19 protein-coding genes are annotated in these 18,239 nt (G+C 69.5%); 10 read left to right on the top strand and 9 right to left on the bottom strand.

The window, feature by feature from the left end; genetic code table 11:
* The first annotated feature begins 23 nt into the window (after nucleotides 1-23).
* The 8 genes from QU602_RS16645 to QU602_RS16610 all read left to right on the top strand — a co-directional run bounded on the left by QU602_RS16645 (nucleotide 24) and on the right by QU602_RS16610 (nucleotide 7,829).
* Nucleotides 24-431 carry a hypothetical protein gene (locus QU602_RS16645; protein ID WP_308797572.1) on the top strand — a complete coding sequence of 136 codons (408 nt, stop codon included), beginning with the start codon at nucleotides 24-26 and terminating at the stop codon, nucleotides 429-431.
* A gap of 134 nt (nucleotides 432-565) precedes the next feature.
* Nucleotides 566-1,414 (top strand): nitrilase-related carbon-nitrogen hydrolase, encoded by an 849-nt coding sequence (locus tag QU602_RS16640; RefSeq protein WP_308797571.1) that lies wholly within the window; start codon nucleotides 566-568, stop codon nucleotides 1,412-1,414.
* A gap of 54 nt (nucleotides 1,415-1,468) precedes the next feature.
* Complete coding sequence (gene hydA / locus QU602_RS16635) at nucleotides 1,469-2,902, top strand: dihydropyrimidinase (protein ID WP_308797570.1); 1,434 nt, start codon at nucleotides 1,469-1,471, stop codon at nucleotides 2,900-2,902.
* 60 nt (nucleotides 2,903-2,962) lie between these two features.
* Nucleotides 2,963-3,979, top strand: a complete 1,017-nt coding sequence (locus tag QU602_RS16630; RefSeq protein WP_308797569.1) for a TIGR03842 family LLM class F420-dependent oxidoreductase — start codon at nucleotides 2,963-2,965, stop codon at nucleotides 3,977-3,979.
* Nucleotides 3,980-3,981: 2 nt separating this feature from the next.
* On the top strand, nucleotides 3,982-4,860 hold the full coding sequence (locus QU602_RS16625) for an ABC transporter permease (RefSeq protein ID WP_308797568.1): 879 nt from the start codon (nucleotides 3,982-3,984) through the stop codon (nucleotides 4,858-4,860).
* Nucleotides 4,857-5,714 carry an ABC transporter ATP-binding protein gene (locus QU602_RS16620; protein ID WP_308797567.1) on the top strand — a complete coding sequence of 286 codons (858 nt, stop codon included), beginning with the start codon at nucleotides 4,857-4,859 and terminating at the stop codon, nucleotides 5,712-5,714. Before QU602_RS16625 ends, QU602_RS16620 begins: the two co-directional genes overlap by 4 nt.
* Nucleotides 5,714-6,601, top strand: a complete 888-nt coding sequence (locus QU602_RS16615) for an ABC transporter permease (protein ID WP_308797566.1) — start codon at nucleotides 5,714-5,716, stop codon at nucleotides 6,599-6,601. Before QU602_RS16620 ends, QU602_RS16615 begins: the two co-directional genes overlap by 1 nt.
* A gap of 73 nt (nucleotides 6,602-6,674) precedes the next feature.
* Nucleotides 6,675-7,829 (top strand): ABC transporter substrate-binding protein, encoded by a 1,155-nt coding sequence (locus tag QU602_RS16610; RefSeq protein ID WP_308797565.1) that lies wholly within the window; start codon nucleotides 6,675-6,677, stop codon nucleotides 7,827-7,829.
* Between the two features lie 19 nt (nucleotides 7,830-7,848).
* Here the strand turns inward: QU602_RS16610 and QU602_RS16605 are convergent, their stop codons facing one another.
* Nucleotides 7,849-9,048: an ATP-binding protein gene (locus QU602_RS16605; protein ID WP_308797564.1), complete on the bottom strand. Its 1,200-nt coding sequence runs from the start codon at nucleotides 9,046-9,048 to the stop codon at nucleotides 7,849-7,851.
* Nucleotides 9,049-9,272: 224 nt separating this feature from the next.
* Here QU602_RS16605 and QU602_RS16600 point away from each other — a divergent pair, with 224 nt between their 5' ends.
* The gene (locus QU602_RS16600) at nucleotides 9,273-10,604 is read left to right on the top strand and encodes an aspartate aminotransferase family protein (RefSeq protein ID WP_308797563.1); all 1,332 of its coding nucleotides are present in this window, start codon (nucleotides 9,273-9,275) and stop codon (nucleotides 10,602-10,604) included.
* Between the two features lie 3 nt (nucleotides 10,605-10,607).
* Nucleotides 10,608-12,161, top strand: a complete 1,554-nt coding sequence (locus tag QU602_RS16595; protein ID WP_308797562.1) for a CoA-acylating methylmalonate-semialdehyde dehydrogenase — start codon at nucleotides 10,608-10,610, stop codon at nucleotides 12,159-12,161.
* A gap of 161 nt (nucleotides 12,162-12,322) precedes the next feature.
* Here QU602_RS16595 and QU602_RS16590 read toward each other — a convergent pair whose 3' ends face one another.
* From QU602_RS16590 to QU602_RS16555, 8 genes are read right to left on the bottom strand one after another with little or no spacing between them, the layout of a single operon-like run.
* Nucleotides 12,323-13,003: an SDR family NAD(P)-dependent oxidoreductase gene (locus QU602_RS16590; protein WP_308797561.1), complete on the bottom strand. Its 681-nt coding sequence runs from the start codon at nucleotides 13,001-13,003 to the stop codon at nucleotides 12,323-12,325.
* A gap of 18 nt (nucleotides 13,004-13,021) precedes the next feature.
* A complete protein-coding gene (locus tag QU602_RS16585; RefSeq protein WP_308797560.1) occupies nucleotides 13,022-13,765 on the bottom strand; it encodes a GntR family transcriptional regulator in 744 nt (247 codons plus the stop codon).
* Between the two features lie 29 nt (nucleotides 13,766-13,794).
* Nucleotides 13,795-14,712: an NAD(P)-dependent oxidoreductase gene (locus QU602_RS16580; protein WP_308797559.1), complete on the bottom strand. Its 918-nt coding sequence runs from the start codon at nucleotides 14,710-14,712 to the stop codon at nucleotides 13,795-13,797.
* Entirely contained in the window at nucleotides 14,705-15,124 is a 420-nt protein-coding gene (gene pcaC, locus QU602_RS16575) for a 4-carboxymuconolactone decarboxylase (protein ID WP_308797558.1), read from the bottom strand. The genes QU602_RS16580 and pcaC overlap by 8 nt, the downstream gene beginning before the upstream one ends.
* Nucleotides 15,121-15,525, bottom strand: a complete 405-nt coding sequence (locus QU602_RS16570; RefSeq protein WP_308797557.1) for a cupin domain-containing protein — start codon at nucleotides 15,523-15,525, stop codon at nucleotides 15,121-15,123. The genes pcaC and QU602_RS16570 overlap by 4 nt, the downstream gene beginning before the upstream one ends.
* Nucleotides 15,522-16,442, bottom strand: a complete 921-nt coding sequence (locus tag QU602_RS16565) for an NAD(P)-dependent oxidoreductase (RefSeq protein ID WP_308797556.1) — start codon at nucleotides 16,440-16,442, stop codon at nucleotides 15,522-15,524. The genes QU602_RS16570 and QU602_RS16565 overlap by 4 nt, the downstream gene beginning before the upstream one ends.
* Nucleotides 16,439-17,293 (bottom strand): SDR family NAD(P)-dependent oxidoreductase, encoded by an 855-nt coding sequence (locus tag QU602_RS16560; RefSeq protein WP_308797555.1) that lies wholly within the window; start codon nucleotides 17,291-17,293, stop codon nucleotides 16,439-16,441. Before QU602_RS16560 ends, QU602_RS16565 begins: the two co-directional genes overlap by 4 nt.
* 2 nt (nucleotides 17,294-17,295) lie before the next feature.
* On the bottom strand, nucleotides 17,296-18,120 hold the full coding sequence (locus QU602_RS16555; RefSeq protein WP_308797554.1) for an N-acyl homoserine lactonase family protein: 825 nt from the start codon (nucleotides 18,118-18,120) through the stop codon (nucleotides 17,296-17,298).
* Nucleotides 18,121-18,239: the final 119 nt, after the last annotated feature.

Below are 18,239 nucleotides of genomic sequence, written 5' to 3'. Positions count from 1 at the left end.
ATCCTATTGGTATGCTGATCGTCATGAATGCACTTGCGATCAGTGCCCTGGCGGCGACCCTCGTGTTGGCGGCTCCCGTCGCCGTTCCGGCCGGCGCGCCCGCCGACCACTCGTCCGCGCGGGTTGCCGCCGCCGGCGCCGGGGGCGAAGTGGTGAACGTCGGGACCTTCCGCCTCACAGGATTCTTGAGCTTCGTGCACGTCCCCGCGAAGGCGTGCCCGAACACCGCGCCATACCTCGATGGCAGTGAATATCACCCGGGAAGCGGCTGGCTCATTCCCGGTGGGGTCACGATCGACACCCGGGGTCTGTTCGTGGGCGCGAACCTGCGCCCGAACGAAGGGCGACGCGGCATCATCGGCGGGACGATCACGTCCCTGAGCGGCTCGGGTGACGTCACCGTCAGGCTCCACTGCACCGACCGGGGGTAGCGCCGCGCCGTCGCCGCGCGAGGCCCGACGCGCAAGGAAAGCATTGCCCCGGGGGCTCGGGAGCGCCAAGATGAGGGAACCACGGCGCAACGCGAGCACTTCTCCAGCATCACCCCCGCACGGCAGGAGGCACCATGACGATCGTTCGAGCGGCCATCACGCAGACGACCTGGACCGGCGACAAGGAATCCATGATCGCCAAGCACGAGCAGTTCGCGCGCGACGCTGCGGCGCAGGGCGCGCAGGTGATCTGCTTCCAGGAGCTGTTCTACGGGCCGTACTTCGGCATCACCGAGGACGTGAAGTACTACGACTACGCGGAAGCGGCCGACGGGCCGATCGTGCAGCGCTTCGCGACGCTCGCCAAGGAGCTCGGCCTCGTCATGATCCTGCCGATCTACGAGGAGGACCAGCCGGGCGTCTACTACAACACGGCGGTCGTGGTGGATGCCGACGGCACGATCCTCGGCAAGTACCGCAAGCACCACCTGCCGAACCTCGACAAGTTCTGGGAGAAGTTCTACTTCCGCCCCGGCAACCTCGGCTACCCCGTGTTCGACACGGCCGTGGGGCCGATCGGCGTCTACATCTGCTACGACCGGCACTTCCCCGAGGGGTGGCGCGAGCTCGGCCTCAACGGCGCGCAGATCGTCTTCAACCCGAATGCGACCAAGCCCGCCCTCTCGAACCGGCTCTGGGAGATCGAGCAGCCCGCCGCGGCCGCCGCGAACGGCTACTTCGTGGCGGCGCCGAACCGCGTCGGCACCGAGGACAACGAGTACGGCGAGCTCGCCGTCACGTTCTACGGCAAGAGCCAGTTCGTCGACCCGCGCGGCAACCTCATCGGCGACTACGGGTCCGACGAGCACGAGGAGGTCGTGGTGCGCGACCTCGACCTCGACCTGATCCGCGAGGTGCGCAACAGCTGGCAGTTCTACCGCGATCGGCGGCCCGACTCGTACACGTCGATCCCGAAGCCGTAGCGACCGGATCTCGAGACGGCCGCGGGCGGCCGACTCGACCAACGAAGGAGTGTCATGGCCACGACCCTCATCACCGGAGGCACGGTCGTCTCCGCGACCGGCCGCTCCGCGGCCGACGTGCTCGTCGACGGCGAGCGCATCGTCGCGGTGCTCGAGCCCGGCAGTCGGCTGCTCGGCACGGACCTCGCGGCGTCCGTCGACCGGGTGATCGATGCGACCGGCAAGTACGTGATCCCCGGTGGCATCGACGCGCACACGCACATGCAGCTGCCGTTCGGCGGCACCGAGGCGTCCGACACGTTCGAGACCGGCACCCGGGCAGCGGCGCACGGTGGCACCACCACGATCATCGACTTCGCCGTGCAGCGCACGGGCGAGCGCGTCGAAGACGGGCTCGCCGCGTGGCACGAGAAGGCCGCGGGCAACTGCGCGATCGACTACGGCTTCCACCAGATCGTCGGCGGCGTCGACGCCGACGCGCTCGCCGCGATGCGGCGGCTGCCCGACGAGGGCGTCACGAGCTTCAAGCTCTTCATGGCCTACCCGGGCGTGTTCTACGCCGATGACGCGCAGATCCTGCGGGCCATGCAGGTGTCGCGCGACACCGGCATGCTCACGATGATGCACGCCGAGAACGGCCCGGCGATCGACGTGCTCGCCGAGCAGCTCGTCGACATGGGCGACACCGACCCGTACTTCCACGGCATCGCCCGCGCATGGGAGATGGAGGAGGAGGCCACCCACCGCGCGATCATGCTCGCGAAGCTCACGGGCGCGCCGCTGTACGTCGTGCACGTCTCCGCGAAGCAGGCGGTCGAGCAACTCGCGTGGGCGCGCGACCAGGGCTGGAACGTCTACGGCGAGACCTGCCCGCAGTACCTCTATCTCAGCCTCGAGGCGCAGCTCGGCGCGGCGAGCGAGCAGTGGGGCTCGTTCGAGGGCGCCAAGTGGGTGTGTTCGACGCCGCTCCGCACGCGCGAGCACGGCCACCAGGAGGCCATGTGGCAGGCGCTGCGCACGAACGACCTGCAGATGGTCTCGACCGACCACTGCCCGTTCTGCATGAAGGACCAGAAGGAGCTCGGCCGCGGCGACTTCCGCAAGATCCCGAACGGCATCGGCGGCGTCGAGCACCGCATGGACCTCATGTATCAGGGCGTCGTGACGGGCGAGATCACGCTCGAGCGCTGGGTCGAGCTGACGAGCACCACGCCGGCCCGCATGTTCGGGCTGTACGGCCGCAAGGGTGTGATCCAGCCGGGCGCGGACGCCGACGTCGTGGTCTACGACCCGAATGGGCACACCTCGATCGGCCTCGCGACCGCGCACATGAACATGGACCACTCCGCGTGGGAGGGCTTCGAGGTCGACGGACACGTCGACACGGTGCTCTCGCGCGGCAAGGTCGTCGTCGACGGCGGCGAGTACCTGGGCACGAAGGGCGACGGCCGCTATCTCAAGCGCGGGCTCAGCACGTATGTGAGGTGACGCCGCCGTTGCGGTGACGGATGCCTCGGGGGCCCGAGGGGTTTGGATGAGAGGGGCACCATGGAGTTCGGAGCAGTGCTGCAGACCAACCCGCCGGCGGCGCGGACGATCCAGCTCGCGCAACTCGCCGAGGCGCACGGCTTCAGCCATGTCTGGACGTTCGACTCGCACCTCCTCTGGGAGGAGCCGTACGTCATCCACAGCCAGATCCTCGCGCAGACGAGGCGCATCAAGGTCGGGCCGTTCGTCACGAACCCGGCGACGCGGGACTGGACCGTCACCGCGTCGACCTTCGCCACCCTCAACGAGATGTTCGGCAACCGCACAGTGTGCGGCATCGGCCGCGGCGACTCGGCCGTGCGGGTCACGAACGGCAAGCCCACCACGATCGCCGAACTCCGCGAGGCGATCCACGTGATCCGCGAGCTCGGCAACTCGCGGGCGGTCGAGTACCACGGGTCGACGCTGCGCTTCCCCTGGAGCGTGGGGTCCGAGCTCGAGGTGTGGGTGGCCGCGTACGGCCCGATGGCCCTGAAGCTCACGGGTGAGGTGGGCGACGGGTTCATCCTGCAGCTCGCGGACCTCGACATCGCCGAGTGGATGATCCGCACGGTCCGGGATGCGGCCGCGGCCGCAGGCCGCGACCCCGCCGCGGTGAAGTTCTGCGTCGCCGCACCCATGTACATCGGCGAGGACCTCGCGCATCAGCGCGACCAGAGCCGCTGGTTCGGCGGCATGGTCGGCAACCACGTCGCCGACATCGTCGCGAAGTACGGCGCCCACGGCGCGGTGCCCGACGCGCTCACCGACTACATCAGGGGCCGTGAGGGCTACGACTACAACGAGCACGGCCGCGCGGGCAACACGCACACCGACTTCGTGCCCGACGAGATCGTCGACCGGTTCTGCGTGCTCGGCACCGCCGACGAGCACATCGCCAAGCTCAAGAAGCTCGCCGACCTCGGTGTCGATCAGTTCGCGGGCTATCTGCAGCACGACAACAAGGAGGAGACGTTGCGTGTCTACGGCGAGACCGTGATCCCCGCGCTCTCCGAGCACCTCACGGCGAAGGCCTGAGCATGCGCCGGCGCGCCGCCGCATCCGCGTGGCTGTGGGGCCTCGCCGGCATCGTGCTGCTCGTGCTCGTCTGGGAGGCCTATAAGTTCCTCGGCCCCGCCGACGGTGTCGTCGTCGGGGGTGCGCGTGTCCTGCCGCGCACGACCGACCTCGCCATGCCGCACGTCTGGGACATGTTCGCCCGGCTCGCCGAACCGGTGACACGCTCGCCTTCGGCGCAGCCGCTCTGGCTCGTGATCGCACTCGCGGCGCTCACGACGCTCGGCATCGCCGCGGCCGGGTGGCTCGTGGGCCTGGTGGTGGGTCTCGGCTTCGCGCTCATCATGCAGCGCTGGCGCATCGCCGAATGGGGACTCCTGCCGTGGATCGTGATCAGCCAGACCGTGCCGCTCATCGCGTTCGCCCCGGTCGTCAAGAGCTGGGGCTCGCGCGTCGAGATCGGCGCGTTCGAGTGGCAGGACTGGATGTCGGTCGCGCTCATCGCGAGCTATCTCGCGTTCTTCCCGATCGCGATCGGCGCGCTGAAGGGGCTGCAATCGCCCGACGTGATCCACGAGGAGCTCATGTGCTCGTACGCGGCCGGCTACTGGCGCACGCTCTGGAAGCTGCGCTTCCCGGCCGCCGTGCCCTACCTGCTCCCCGCCCTCCGGCTCGGCGCCGCGAACGCGGTCATCGGCGCCGTCGTCGCCGAGGTGTCGACCGGCCTCCAGGGCGGCATCGGGCGCATCCTGATCCAGTTCGCCGGCCAGGCGTCGGGCGACCCCGCGAAGGCGTGGGGCCCGATCTTCGGCGCGATCGTCCTGGGCCTCGTCGCCGCGGGCTCGGTCGCGCTCCTGGGTGTGCTGCTCAAGAACTACCGACGAGGCGAGGAGACGGCATGACGGATGCCCCGGTCAGCACCCGAACCGACGGCACCGCCGTCGCGGCGGTCGAGGTGCGCGGCGTCGACAAGGTGTTCGAGACCAGGAGCGGCGAGGTGCGAGCGCTCGAGGACATCGACCTCACGGTCGCCGCGGGCGAGTTCGTGTCCCTGATCGGGCCGAGCGGGTGCGGGAAGTCCACGCTCATGCGGCTCATCGCCGACCTCGACGAGCCCACGGCCGGGGCGATCTCGGTGTTCGGGAAGACGCCGTCGAAGGCGCGGCTCGACCAGGAGTACGGCATCGCGTTCCAGCAGGCGGGCCTGCTGCCGTGGCGCACCGTCGCGAGCAACGTGGCGCTGCCGCTCGAGGTGCACGGCGAAGCATCCGCTGCCCGCGCCGTCCGTGTGGCCGAGCTGCTCGAGATGGTGGGCCTCGCGGACTTCGCCGACCGGTACCCCGACCAGCTCTCGGGCGGCATGCAGCAACGCGTCGCGATCGCTCGCGCGCTCGCCGAGCGACCGCGCCTGCTGCTCATGGACGAGCCGTTCGGCGCGCTCGACGAGATGACGCGCGAGAAGATGCAGAGCGATCTCGTGCGCATCTCGGCCGAGACGGGCGCCGCGGTCGTGTTCGTGACCCATTCGATCCCCGAGGCGGTGTTCCTCTCGGATCGGGTCGTGGTCATGTCGCCGCGACCGGGCCGCATCCGCGAGATCGTGCCCATGCGGCTCGGCGCCGACGCGCGCCGAGCCGAACGCACCGAGGAGCTGCGCGAGGAGCGCGCGTTCTTCGACATGGTGACCGCCGTGCGCGAGGCCCTGCACGGCGGATCCGCCGTCGGCACGCAGCCCCGGGGCGTGGAGACGCGCTGATGACGGCGACGACCGGGACGCCGACCGCCGAGACCCGCGGAGCGCGGCCGCGTCGCGCACCGCGCGGCCGAGCGCGCCCCCGCGCGCACCTCACGCCCCGCGCCGAGACGACGCTGCGCATCGTCGCCCCGATCGCCGTCGGGCTCATCGTGCTCGGCGTCTGGCAGTTCCTCGTGAGCGTCGTCGGCGTCTCCGACTACCTGCTGCCGAGCCCGGCCTCGATCGCCGAGGCGTTCGTCGCATCCTGGCCGTCGATCGTGTCGGCCACGATCACGACCGGCACCAACGCGCTCATCGGCCTCGTGCTGGGCTCGATCCTCGGCATCGGGCTCGCCGCGCTCGCCGCGCGCTGGCGCGCGATCGACGGCATGAGCGCCCCGGTCGTCGCCGCGCTCGCCGTCGTGCCGATCGTCGCGCTCGCGCCCGTGCTGAACTCCATGTTCGGCGCCGACAGCCAGTTCGGCCGGCAGGCGATCGCGACGCTCGCGTCGTTCGTGCCCGTGTTCCTCAACACCCTGCGCGGGTTCCGGCAGACCACGCCCGTGCATCGCGAACTGATGCGGGCCTACGCGGCATCGTCGGGGCAGGTGCTGCGCACCATCACGCTGCCGACCGCGCGCCCGTTCATCCTCACCGGGGTGCGCATCGCGTCGTCGCTCGCGGTCATCTCGGCGCTCGTGGCCGAGTACTTCGGCGGTCCGCGCGGCGGCCTCGGCAGCCTCATCTCGACCTCGGCCGCGTCGAGCGCCTATGCGCGCGCCTGGGCGTACGTCGTGGCATCCATCGCCCTCGGACTCCTCTTCTATCTCGCGACGCTCGCGCTCGAGCGTCTCCTGCAACCGCACGCCCAGCGCACCCGCACGCCCCAGGCGCGACGACGCCCCTGAGCCAATGCCACCGGGGCTGCGGCCCCGGCGGAATCCCAGCACCGAACCGCACCGGCAATCGAAAGGAATGATCATGAACCACAGCAGACGTCGCCTCGCGACGATCGGCGGGCTCGCCCTCGCGGCCGCGCTCGCCCTCACGGCATGTTCATCAGGCGACGGAGGGACCGAGGCTTCAGGATCCGCCGACGCGGGCGAGCTCACGCCCGTGAAGCTGCAGCTGCAGTGGCTGCCGCAGGGGCAGTTCGCCGGCTACTTCGCCGCGCAGGAGCTCGGCTACTTCGAGGAGGAGGGCCTCGAGGTCGAGATCATCCCGTCGGGCGGTGACATCGTGCCGCAGGACGCGCTCGCCAACGGCGACGTCGACTACGCGATCGCGTGGGTGCCGAAGGTGCTCGGCTCGATCGAGCAGGGTGCGAACCTCACCGACATCGCGCAGATCTTCCAGCGCTCGGGCACGCTGCAGGTGTCGTGGGCGGACTCGGGCATCGAGTCGATCGCCGACTTCGAGGGCAAGAAGATCGGCTCATGGGGGTTCGGCAACGAATGGGAGATCTTCGCCGCCATGGCCGACGAGGGACTCGACGCGACGACCGTGCAGATCATCACGCAGGACTTCAACATGAACGCCTTCCTGCAGGGCGACATCGACGCGGCCCAGGCGATGACCTACAACGAGTACGCGCAGCTGCTCGAGACCGTGAACCCCGACACCGGCGAGCTCTACGTACCCTCGGACTTCAACGTCATCAGCTACGAGGAGACCGCGGGCGCCATGCTCCAGGACGCGATCTGGGCCGACACCGAGCGGCTCGAGAGCGACGAGGCCTACCAGGACACGACCGTGGCCTTCCTCAAGGCCGTCATCAAGGGTTGGATCTATGCGGCCGAGAACCCGGAGGAGGCGTCGGAGATCACCATCGCCGCGGGCTCCGGATGGGGACCGAGTCATGAGCTCTGGATGGTCAACGAGACCAACAAGCTGATCTGGCCCTCGCCCGACGGCATCGGCATCATCGACGAGGCCGCGTGGCAGAAGACGGTCGACGGCGCGCTCGCCGCGGTCAACGAGGCCGGCGACCACCTCATCACCGAGGAACCGCCGGCGACCGCCTGGTCGAACGACTGGATCCAGCAGGCGCTCGACGAGCTCGAGAGCGAAGGGCTCGACCTCACGGGCGAGAACTTCGAACCCATCGAGGTCACCCTCGAGGAGGGCGGCAACTAGGACGAGCGGGCCGGATGCCTCACACCTCTGGGAATCCGGTGACGCGGGCATACGCGCCATCGTCGCGGGCCTCCGCTTCGAGGGTCAGTGCGTACTCGGCCATGTACGGGAACGCGATGATGAAGCGACCGCGCGCGCCGGGGTCGGCAACCAGAATGCCGGCATCGACCAGGTCCTTGCGGTAGGCGGGCAGATTCGTCTCGCGCGTGTTGAGTACCGCCGCCATCTCTTTGGGTGTGACCTCCGGGTTCGCCGCGATCGTGCTGATGATCAGCTTCTGCTTCGTGGTCAACTCGTCGTACGCGACACCGGCGACGGACCAGATCGCCTTGTCCATGAATTCCTGACGCACGGCGAGGACATCCCTGAGATCCACGGGGCCGCCGTCGGCGTGCTCGTACGCGAGGTATCCGATCTCCTGAATCATGTACGTATTGCCTCGGCTCAGTGCGGCCATGGTTTCGACTGCCGGCCCGGAGATCGACGTATCGGACGCGCGCGCGATGGAGCGGATGACCTCCATGCTCTCGGAATAGGTGAACTCATGAAGGCGGATCTCTTCGGCCCGCCTGAGGAACGAGATGTGTTGATTCTTGCGTGCCCGCTCGATCGGAATCGGCAGTCCTGAGATGACGACGGCCACCGGCAACTCGTCCTCGATCAGCGACTGGTAGGCGCTCGAGAAGGAGACGATCTGTTCGAGCGTCGCGTCGCGCGCGTGCTTGAAGTTCATCTCATCGATGACGATCATCAGGCCGGGCATCTTCCGCTTCAGCAGGAGATCGATGAGCGCCCGGATCGAGGCCCCGAACGGGCGGGCGTGGGTCTCTGTTGCTCGTGTGCTGCGGGTCAGCTTCGTGCCCGGGACGCCGACGCCGAACGCGGTGAGTCCGATGTTGATCTCCGCGAGCGAGAGGTTCGGTTTCCGGTGCAGCTCATCGGCCATCCAGTCCACGGCGTAGTGCACATCGTTCAGAAAGCCCCGCTTGGCGCTGATCCGGAGCACCGGGATGCCCATCGCTTCGGCCCGGCGCACCGTGGCTGTCAGAAGAGTGGTCTTGCCGATACCTCGATTGCCGGTGATGATCGTGGCGCGGCTGTGCGCCGGTCGCTTGGCACCGAGCGTGAATGAGGTGCGATCGATGAGCGTCATCTCGGTTTCCCGCCCGTACAGTACGGTCGGCGGAGTCCCGAATCCCGGGGTGAACGGATTAGGCATGGCGACTCCTCGCGCATTTCGCACTCTTTTTTATAAAGCGCTCCTTTTTATAAAGCGCTTTTTTTTATAATACGCTCTTTCCTCTAAACGGTGGCCGATCCAAGGCCTCGCGGCTCGCCCGCTCGGCACCTACACTCGCAGCAACTGGAGGACGGCGCCCCAGGCGCCCATGCCGACGTTCGAACCATCGGCGCGGCCGAGAGCCGCAGAGAGGCAGTGCCGCCATGAGCCTGCAACCAGACGACTCCGACCTCGACCAGCTCGCGCGCACGCTCGACCGGGCGCACGTCTTCCATTCGTGGTCGGCGCAGGCGCATGTCGGCTCGCTCACCCTCGCCTCCGGCAAGGGGTCGCGGGTCTGGGACCACGCCGGCCGCAGCTACCTCGACTTCTCGAGCCAGCTCGTGAACGTCAACATCGGCCACCAGCACCCGGCCGTCGTCGCGGCGATCCATGAGCAGGCCGACCTGCTGACGACGGTCGCCCCCGCGACCGTGAACCTCGCGCGCGGCGAGGCCGCGAAGCGCATCGTCGACCGCGCGCCCGAGGGGTTCCAGCGGGTCTTCTTCACGAACGGCGGCGCCGACGCGAACGAGAACGCGATTCGGCTCGCCCGGCTCGCGACCGGGCGGGACAAGATCCTGTCGACGTACCGCTCGTACCACGGCAACACCGGCGCGGCCATCGTCTCGACGGGCGACTGGCGGCGGGTGCCGAACGAGTTCGCGCGCGGGCACGTGCACTTCTTCGGCCCGTACCTGTACCGCTCCGAGTTCTGGGCCGAGACCCCCGAGCAGGAGTCCGAGCGCGCGCTGCACCACCTGCGCCGCGTGATCGAGGCCGAGGGGCCGTCGTCGATCGCGGCCGTGCTGCTCGAGACCGTTCCGGGCACCGCGGGCGTGCTCGTGCCGCCGCCCGGCTACCTCGCGGGCGTGCGCGAGCTGTGCGACGCGCACGGCATCCTGCTCATCCTCGACGAGGTCATGGCGGGCTTCGGGCGCACCGGGCGCTGGTTCGCGTTCGACGGCTACGACGTGCGCCCCGACCTCATCACCTTCGCCAAGGGCGTGAACTCGGGGTACGTGCCGGTCGGCGGCGTCATCATCGACGAGCCGATCGCCGCGCAGTTCGACGAGCGCGTGTTCCCGGGCGGGCTCACCTACTCGGGGCATCCGCTCGCCATGGCGTCCATCGTCGCGGCGCTCGACGCCATGGAGTCGGAGGGCATCGTCGACCATGCGCGCCGGATCGGCGAGGCCGTGATCGGGCCGCAGCTCGCCGCGCTCGCCGAGCGGCACGCGGTCATCGGCGAGGTGCGCGGCGAAGGCGTGTTCTGGGCGGTCGAGCTGGTTGCGGACCCGACGACCCGCGACCCGCTGCCCGCTGCGGCGATGACCCGCATCAAGGGCGCGCTGCTCGAGCGCGGTCTGTTGCCGTTCGTGCAGGACAATCGCATCCACGTCGTGCCGCCGTGCGTCGTCACCGAAGACGAGGTGGCTGAGGCGATGTCGATCTACGATGAAGTCCTGAGCACCGCACTCGAAGGAGAGGGCTGACTCATGAGCCAGACCGCTGCAGGAACACCGTCAGGCATCGAGACGACCGGCACGCCGGACGAGACGGTGCCGACGATCGAGCATTGGATCGACGGGGCATCCGTCGCCGGTCGCGGCGAACGCACCGGACCCGTCTACGATCCCGCCCGCGGCGTCGTGCAGAAACGCGTGCACTTCGCCGACGTGGCCGACGTGGCGACGGCCGTCGAGGTCGCGGCGCGCGCGTTCGAGACCTGGCGCGACGTGTCGATCGCGAAGCGGCAGCAGATCATGTTCGCGTTCCGCGAGCTACTCAATGCGCGCTCGGGTGAGCTCGCGGCGATCCTCACGAGCGAGCACGGCAAGGTGCTCGGGGATGCGCAGGGCGAGATCGCGCGCGGCCTCGAGGTCGTCGAGCTCGCGTGCGCGATGCCGGGCTACACGAAGGGCGAGTACTCCGAGAACGTCTCGACGGGCATCGACGTGTACACGCTGCGCCAGCCGCTCGGCGTCGTGGGGGTCATCAGCCCGTTCAACTTCCCGGCGATGGTGCCGCTGTGGTTCTTTCCGATCGCGATCGCGGCGGGCAACACGGTCGTGCTGAAGCCCAGCGAGAAGGATCCGTCTGCGGCGGTCTGGCTCGCGAGGCTCATGCAGGAGGCGGGCCTGCCCGACGGTGTGCTGAACGTCGTGCACGGCGACCGGGTCGCGGTCGACGCACTCCTCGAGCACCCGACCGTGCGCGCGATCTCGTTCGTCGGGTCGACCCCGATCGCCAAGCACATCTACGACACGGCGTCGGCGAACGGCAAGCGTGTGCAGGCGCTCGGCGGCGCGAAGAACCACATGCTCGTGCTGCCCGACGCCGACCTCGACCTCGCCGCCGATGCGGCGGTGAACGCCGGCTTCGGCTCCGCGGGCGAGCGGTGCATGGCGGTGTCGGTCGTGCTGGCCGTCGACACGGTCGCCGACGAGCTGGTCGCCAAGGTGCGCGAGCGGATGTCTCGGCTCACGACCGGCGACGGCACCCGCGGCACCGACATGGGGCCGCTGATCACGCGCGAGCACCGCGATCGGGTCGCGGGGTATGTCGACGTGGCCGCCGCCGACGGGGCGACCGTGGTCGTCGACGGACGCGACCCGCAGGTCGACGGCGAGCCCGGCGGGTTCTGGCTCGGGCCGACACTCGTCGACCGGGTGCCGGTCTCGTCATCGGTGTACCGCGACGAGATCTTCGGGCCCGTGCTCTCGATCGTGCGGGTCGAGGGGTACGAGGCCGGACTCGACATCATCAATGCGTCGCGCTGGGGCAACGGCACGGCGATCTTCACCAATGACGGCGGGGCGGCCCGCCGGTTCCAGCGCGAGGCGACCGTCGGCATGATCGGCGTGAACGTGCCGATCCCGGTGCCGGTCGCGTACCACTCGTTCGGCGGCTGGAAGGAGTCGCTGTTCGGCAGTGCGAAGTCGTACGGCCCGCACGGGTTCGACTTCTACACCCAGGAGAAGGCGGTGACGAGCCGCTGGCTCGACCCGAGCCACGGCGGCATCGACCTGGGCTTCCCGCGGCACGACTGAGGTGCGCGAGGAGCGCTCGGCGCTCGGCTCGGCCTTTCCATCCCGAATCCTTGCTCAGGAAGTACGTCACGACGCGCCGTTCGCATCGCTATGAACAGCGGCGTGTCGCGGCGTGATTCCTGAGCAAGAACTCGCGACAGGTGGAGATGACGGATGGTGCCTCAGGAGAGGAAGGCGACCCCGCGGACGCGGTGCCCGATGGCGATCGACTCGCCCGAGATCGCGCCGGCGAGCGGCGAGGCGAGGAACGCGACGAGGTCGGCGATCTGCCCGGGGCTCGATTCCCCGCCGCGGCCGATCTCCACGGCCGTGACCGGCTCGTCGGAGACCTGGCCCGGGTTCACGGTGTTCACCGTCACCCCGGACCCGGCGACCTCGTCGGCCAGGTTCTTCGCGGCGACGAGGAGCGCGGAGTTGCGGACCGCGCCGGCGAGGTTCCCGGTCAGGAATGCGTTCTGGCCGCTGATCCCGACAACCCGCCCGTAGCCGGCTTCGACCATGCCCGGCATGACGGCATTGACGACGCGGAGGAAGGTCAGCGCCTTGCCCGCGACCGCGTCGAGCACGAGCTCGGGATCTGAACGGCGGGCCGGGTCGAGCGTGCGCGCGCTCGGCGCGGACGTCACGACGAGCACGTCGATGCGGCCGTGCTCCGCGAGGACCGCGGTGACCGCGGAGGACACGGATGCCTCGTCGGCAGCGTCCATCCGGACGTCGCCCGACGTTCGCCCAGCGGTGATCACCGTGGCGCCCTCCGCCCGGAGGCGTTCGCTGATCGCGCTGCCGATGAATCCCGCGCCGCCGACGACGAGGGCGACGTGCTGTTCGAGTCGCAGATCCATGCGTTCAGCGTATGGGCGCTAGTCGAGCTCGATCGGGGAGCCGGACGGCGTGGATGCCTCGTCGGTGCGCCGGAGCTCGCTGAGCGCGGTTCTCGCGGCCATCGCGATGTGCTCACCGCACAGGCGCGCCGCGCGGTCGGCGTTGCGCGCGGCGATCGCGTCGACGATGTCGCGCATCTCGACGGTGATCGCCCGGAGACGACCCGGGTGGGACATGGACGTCACGCGCAGCACCCGCACCCGCGCCTGGATCGCTTCGAGCAGCTGCTGCAGTGGCGGACTCGCGGCGCCCTTCACGAGGACGGCGTAGAACTCGTCCTTGGCGCGCAGCGCGGCACGGATGTCTCCGGTCTCCCGCGCGATCCGGTCGTAGTCGTCGACCGTGCCGTAGAGCTCCGCCACCTGCGCGTCGTCGGCGCGCTCGACGAACCGCCGCACGACGAGGGATTCGAGTGCCGCGCGCACCTCGTAGAGGTCGGCGGCATCTTCGTACGACGGCGAGCTGACCCGCGCGCCCTTCTGTGGAACGACGGTGACGAGCCCTTCCGAGGCGAGCTCGCGGATCGCCTCGCGCACCGTCGTGCGTGAGACGCCGAGCCGTTCGATCAGCTCGCGCTCGACGAGACGCTGTCCGGGCTTCAGCTCGGACTCGAGGATGGCCGCCCGGAGGGCGGCGATCACCTGCTCGCGAAGGGGCGCGGCGACACGGGCGATGGGCAGTGCGCTCCACCGCGCCTGCGCAGGTTCGACCTCGGTCGGCATGTCACTCACCCTAGAGCCGGACGCTTCCGTCATCGTGGATCAGGGCCCGTTGATGCGGCGTCCGCGGTCACCCATCGGGCGATCTCGGTGTGGTCCGCGTCGGCGGCGAGGCCGTCGGATGCCTCGGCCCAGAGCGATTCGGTGAGCTGCGCCATACGGCCGGGCACCCCGATCTCATCGGCGAGCGCCACTGCGGTGCGGACGTCCTTCAGCATGAGGCGGAGTGCGAAGCCTGAGTCGAAGGTGCCCGGGAGGATGAAGTTCGGCCACTTGTTCTCGGTCGACCCGCTCCGGCCGCTCGATCCGTTCAGCACGGTGAGCATCACCGCGGGATCGAGTCCGAACTGCTCGCCGAGCACCATCGCCTCGCTCGTCGCCCACAGGTGGGTGGCCGAGAGCAGGTTGTTGATCGCCTTCAGTGCGTGACCCGAACCGAGCGCACCGGTGTGCGTGACGGTGCCGAGCGCGTCGAGGACGGGCCGCACCACGGCGAGGTCGTCGGCGTCGCCACCCGCCATGATCGTGAGCCGCGCGGCCACGGCCGCCTTCACGCCGCCCGAGACGGGGGCGTCCACCATGGACACCCCGTGCTCCCGGAGCGCCTCGCCGAGTTCGCGGGTGCGCATCGGCTCCGACGAGCTCATGTCGACGATCACGGTGCCCGGCCGCAGCGAGGCCACGAACGCGGGCGCCGTCACCACGGACGTCACGACCTTCGAGTCGGGAAGCAGCAGTACGATCACGTCTGCCCGGCCGGCCAGCTCTGCGGTCGTCTCGGCGCGCCGGCCCCCCGCCTGCTCGAGTCGCCCGAGCCGTTCCGACGACACGTCGGCACCGATCACGCCGAAGCCGGCGCGGACCATGTTCAGGGCGATCGGCAGTCCCATGTTCCCCAGGCCGATCACGCCCACGGCGGGCCGCGCGGTGGACGGTTCGTGCTCAGTCATCCTGCTGCATCTCCGTGATGACCTGGTCGGCCACGCGGAACGACTCCAGCGAGGCAGGGACCCCCACGTAGATCGCGGTCTGGATCAGCACCTCGCGGATCTCCTCGGGAGTGCAGCCATTGTTGACGGCCCCGCGCACGTGCACGCCGAGCTCGTGGTTGCGGTTCAGTGCGGTGAGCATGGCGAGGTTCACGAGGCTGCGCGTCTTGCGGTCGATGCCGGGCCGCGACCACACCTCGCCCCAGCAATACGCGGTGACCAGCTCCTGGATCGGCCTGGTGAACTCGGTGACCCCCGCCAGCGAGCGCTCGACATGCGCGTCGCCCAGCACTTCGCGGCGAATCCCGAGTCCGCGATCGTAGGCCTCGTACACGGTGGTGTGCTCGGTGGTCGCGGTGTTCTCGGTGGTCATCGGGCGGATCCCTTCGGCGTTGCGGTCTCGTAGTCGTCTTCGGAGAGCGGCTCCTCCCACTGCGTCTCGCCGAGCGAGATGGCCACGTGCACCATGAACGCGTCGGCGTCGGCGCCGTGCCAGTGACGTTCCCCCGGCGGGATCCACACGGTGTCGCCGGCGCGAAGCCATTCGACGTCGGTGCCCTCCGACTGGATGCGGCCGCGGCCGGCGAGCACCTGCAGGATCTGCCCGTGTTCGTGCCGGTGCCAGAAGGTCCGTGCGCCGGGTGTGAACGTGACGGTGTTGATCGTGACGCCGTCGGTCGCGGGCATGGTGAGGTAGGGATAGGCGGCCCCGGTGAACTGGGACCCCTTCTTCCCCGCAGTTCCCGCTTGGTCGTGCGCTGACGTGATGATCATGGCGTGCCGTCCTCTGAGGGGGTGGGTTCGTGGAGTCGGATGCCGCCGGACACATCCCCGATCGCGTCCACGACGGTGTTGCTGATGCGGTCGGCGTAGCCGAGCGAGCGGGCGAGACCGAAGCTGGCGACGGGGCCCGGCGCGTTCAGGCTCGCGACGCCCAGGCTCGACAACATGGACAGGTACAGCGCGACGTCCTTCAGCATGAGGGTGTTCGTCAGGCCGCCCTCCAGGTAGTCGCCCTGGATGATCGCCGGGAAGCGCTTCTGGCTCGCGAAGGAGACGCCCGAGCTCGCATTGATCACCTCGAGGACCGTCGCCAGGTCGAGGCCGGCCTTCTTGGCGGCGACCATCACCTCGGCGGTTGCCGAAAGGGTGACGGCGTTGAGGAAGTTGTTGAGCAGCTTGACGGTGTGCCCCGCCCCGCTCGGCCCGCAGTGGATCACACGGCTCGCGAACGGCGCGAAGACCGGTTCCGCGCGTTGGACGTCCGCGGCGTCCCCGCCGATCATGATGGTGAGCGTGCCGGCCTCCGCGGCAGCGGCACCACCTGAGATCCCCGCGTCCAGGAACCGCGCGCCGCGCGCTGCGACCTCCGTCGCGAGCTGCTGCGAGACCTCGGGCGCCGACGTGCTGAGGTCGATCACGAGGTGGTCCGCGCGGAGCTCCTCGCGCACGGCGGGATCGGTCATCACCGATCGCACCACGTTGTCGTCGGGCAGCGAGAGCAGCACGATCGACGCGTCGGCGAACACCGCTCCCGAAGAGGTCGCCGCCCGCACGCCGATCTCCTCGGCTACGCCGGCCCGCGGGTCGAACCCGAGCACGTCGACGCCCGCGTCACGCAAACGTCGGGCCATCCGGCCGCCCATGTTGCCCAGGCCGATGAAGCCGACGGGTCGGGCACCGTGTGTCATCGTCCCCACCCCTCGCCGTACATCGCATCGTCGACGGCGCCCGTCGACCAGGCACCCGCACCCCCGGAGGGGCGCACGGTGTTGACGATGGTGGCGCCGCCGTCGGCGACGACGATCTGGCCCGTGACGTATCCGGCGTCCTCACTGAGCAGGAACGCCGCGACACCGGCCATCTCCTCGGGTGTGCCGGCGCGACGCAGCGGAGTCGTGCTCGCGCGACGCACCATGTCGTTCCCGCCGCCGAGCTGGCCGTCGCCGGCCGACGCGAACAGCGCGGTCGGCACGATCCCCGGAGCCACCGCGTTCACGCGTACGCCGAGAGGCCCGCCATAGACGGCCGCGGCGTGCACGAGCCCGCCGACGGCGTGCTTTGAGACCTGGTAGGGCAGCAGATCGGCGCTGCCGGTGTGCCCGGCGATCGAGCCCGTCAGGACGACCGCTCCGCGGGTCCCCTGCGTGCGATAGCGCTGGAACGCGGCGCGGACGCCGAGGAACGTCCCCCTGACGTTGACCGCCATGACCCGGTCGAACTCGGCGACGTCCTGATCGACGAGCTCGGTGAACCCGCCGAAGATGCCGGCATTGAGGTGATGCAGGTCGACCCTGCCGAACGCCTCCACGGCCCGGTCGATGTACTCGGCGACGCCGGCTTCCTCCGAGACATCCGCTGCGACCGCGATGGCCTGACCCGGAAGGGAGTCGACGACGCGCTGGGCGGATTCGAGATCGCGATCCACGACGACGACCGCGGCGCCGTCCTGTGAGAGACGGCGGGCGGAGGCGCTGCCGATGCCGCCACCGCCGCCCGTCACCACCGCCACCTGGCCCGAGAACCGTCCTGAGTGCTCCATCGTCATCCTTCCTTCGTGGCCGGCTCGCCGATCTGCAGCACGACACCGACCTCCTCGCCGGTCGCGTACCGCTGATAGCGGTGCGTCACCGAGGGGTCGTGCCCGGCGATGACGTGTGCAGCCGTGCCGTCGGCGACCATCGCGTTCACGAGGTCGAAGGCCTCGTACATGGCCGGGAGGTCCGCGACGACCGCGAACGGCCGGTCCGCCTCCAGCTCCTCGTAGTAGTGCGCGGCGTCGCTGGTGAGCAGCACGGCGCCTTCCGTCGTCTCGACGAGCACGATGCACTGACCGGGCGTGTGGCCACCGACCTCGATGAGCGTCAGCCCGGGCGCGACCTCGAGTCGGCCCTCGAAGGTGCGCAGCCGACCGGATGCGGCCGCCTGTCGCAGCGCCGCGACGTCGGAGGCGTCGGTCGAATGCGCGAAGTGGGCGCGGCCGGCGAGCGGGCCGGTCCAGAAGTCGAATTCGGCCTGTGCCATGACGACCGTCGACGACCCGAACGCGTCGATGTTGCCCACATGGTCGTAGTGGCCGTGCGTCACGATGACGGTGGGAGCCGAAGCGGGGTCGGCGCCGGCCGCCGCGAAGAGGTCTTTCGGGTCGGCGAGCAGCTCGCGCCCCCGGGCCGCGCCGCCGGCCCGTGAGAACCCGGTGTCGACGACGAACACCCCGGCCGGGCCGTCCACCACCCAGAAGAAGTAGTCCATGTCGATCTCGGCGTCCGGCACGGACGACAGGTGGTCGTTGAGGAACATCTGGTGGCGATGACCCGTTCGGGTGCCGTATCGCACCACCGTGATCCGGTGCCGGACATCGGTCGTCATGCGAGCTACCTCTCTGTATCGCGCAGGGCAGATATCGTCTGACAATAGTACAGACGTGAACGCAGCGCGCTCATCCATCTTCGGCAATGACGCGGAAATACGCAACCGATGACGCGTCG

This window comes from Agromyces protaetiae, from assembly GCF_030866785.1.
GTDB lineage: Bacteria > Actinomycetota > Actinomycetes > Actinomycetales > Microbacteriaceae > Agromyces > Agromyces silvae.
Note: the sequence above shows the minus strand (reverse complement) of the source record. Positions and strands in the feature narration are given on the sequence as shown.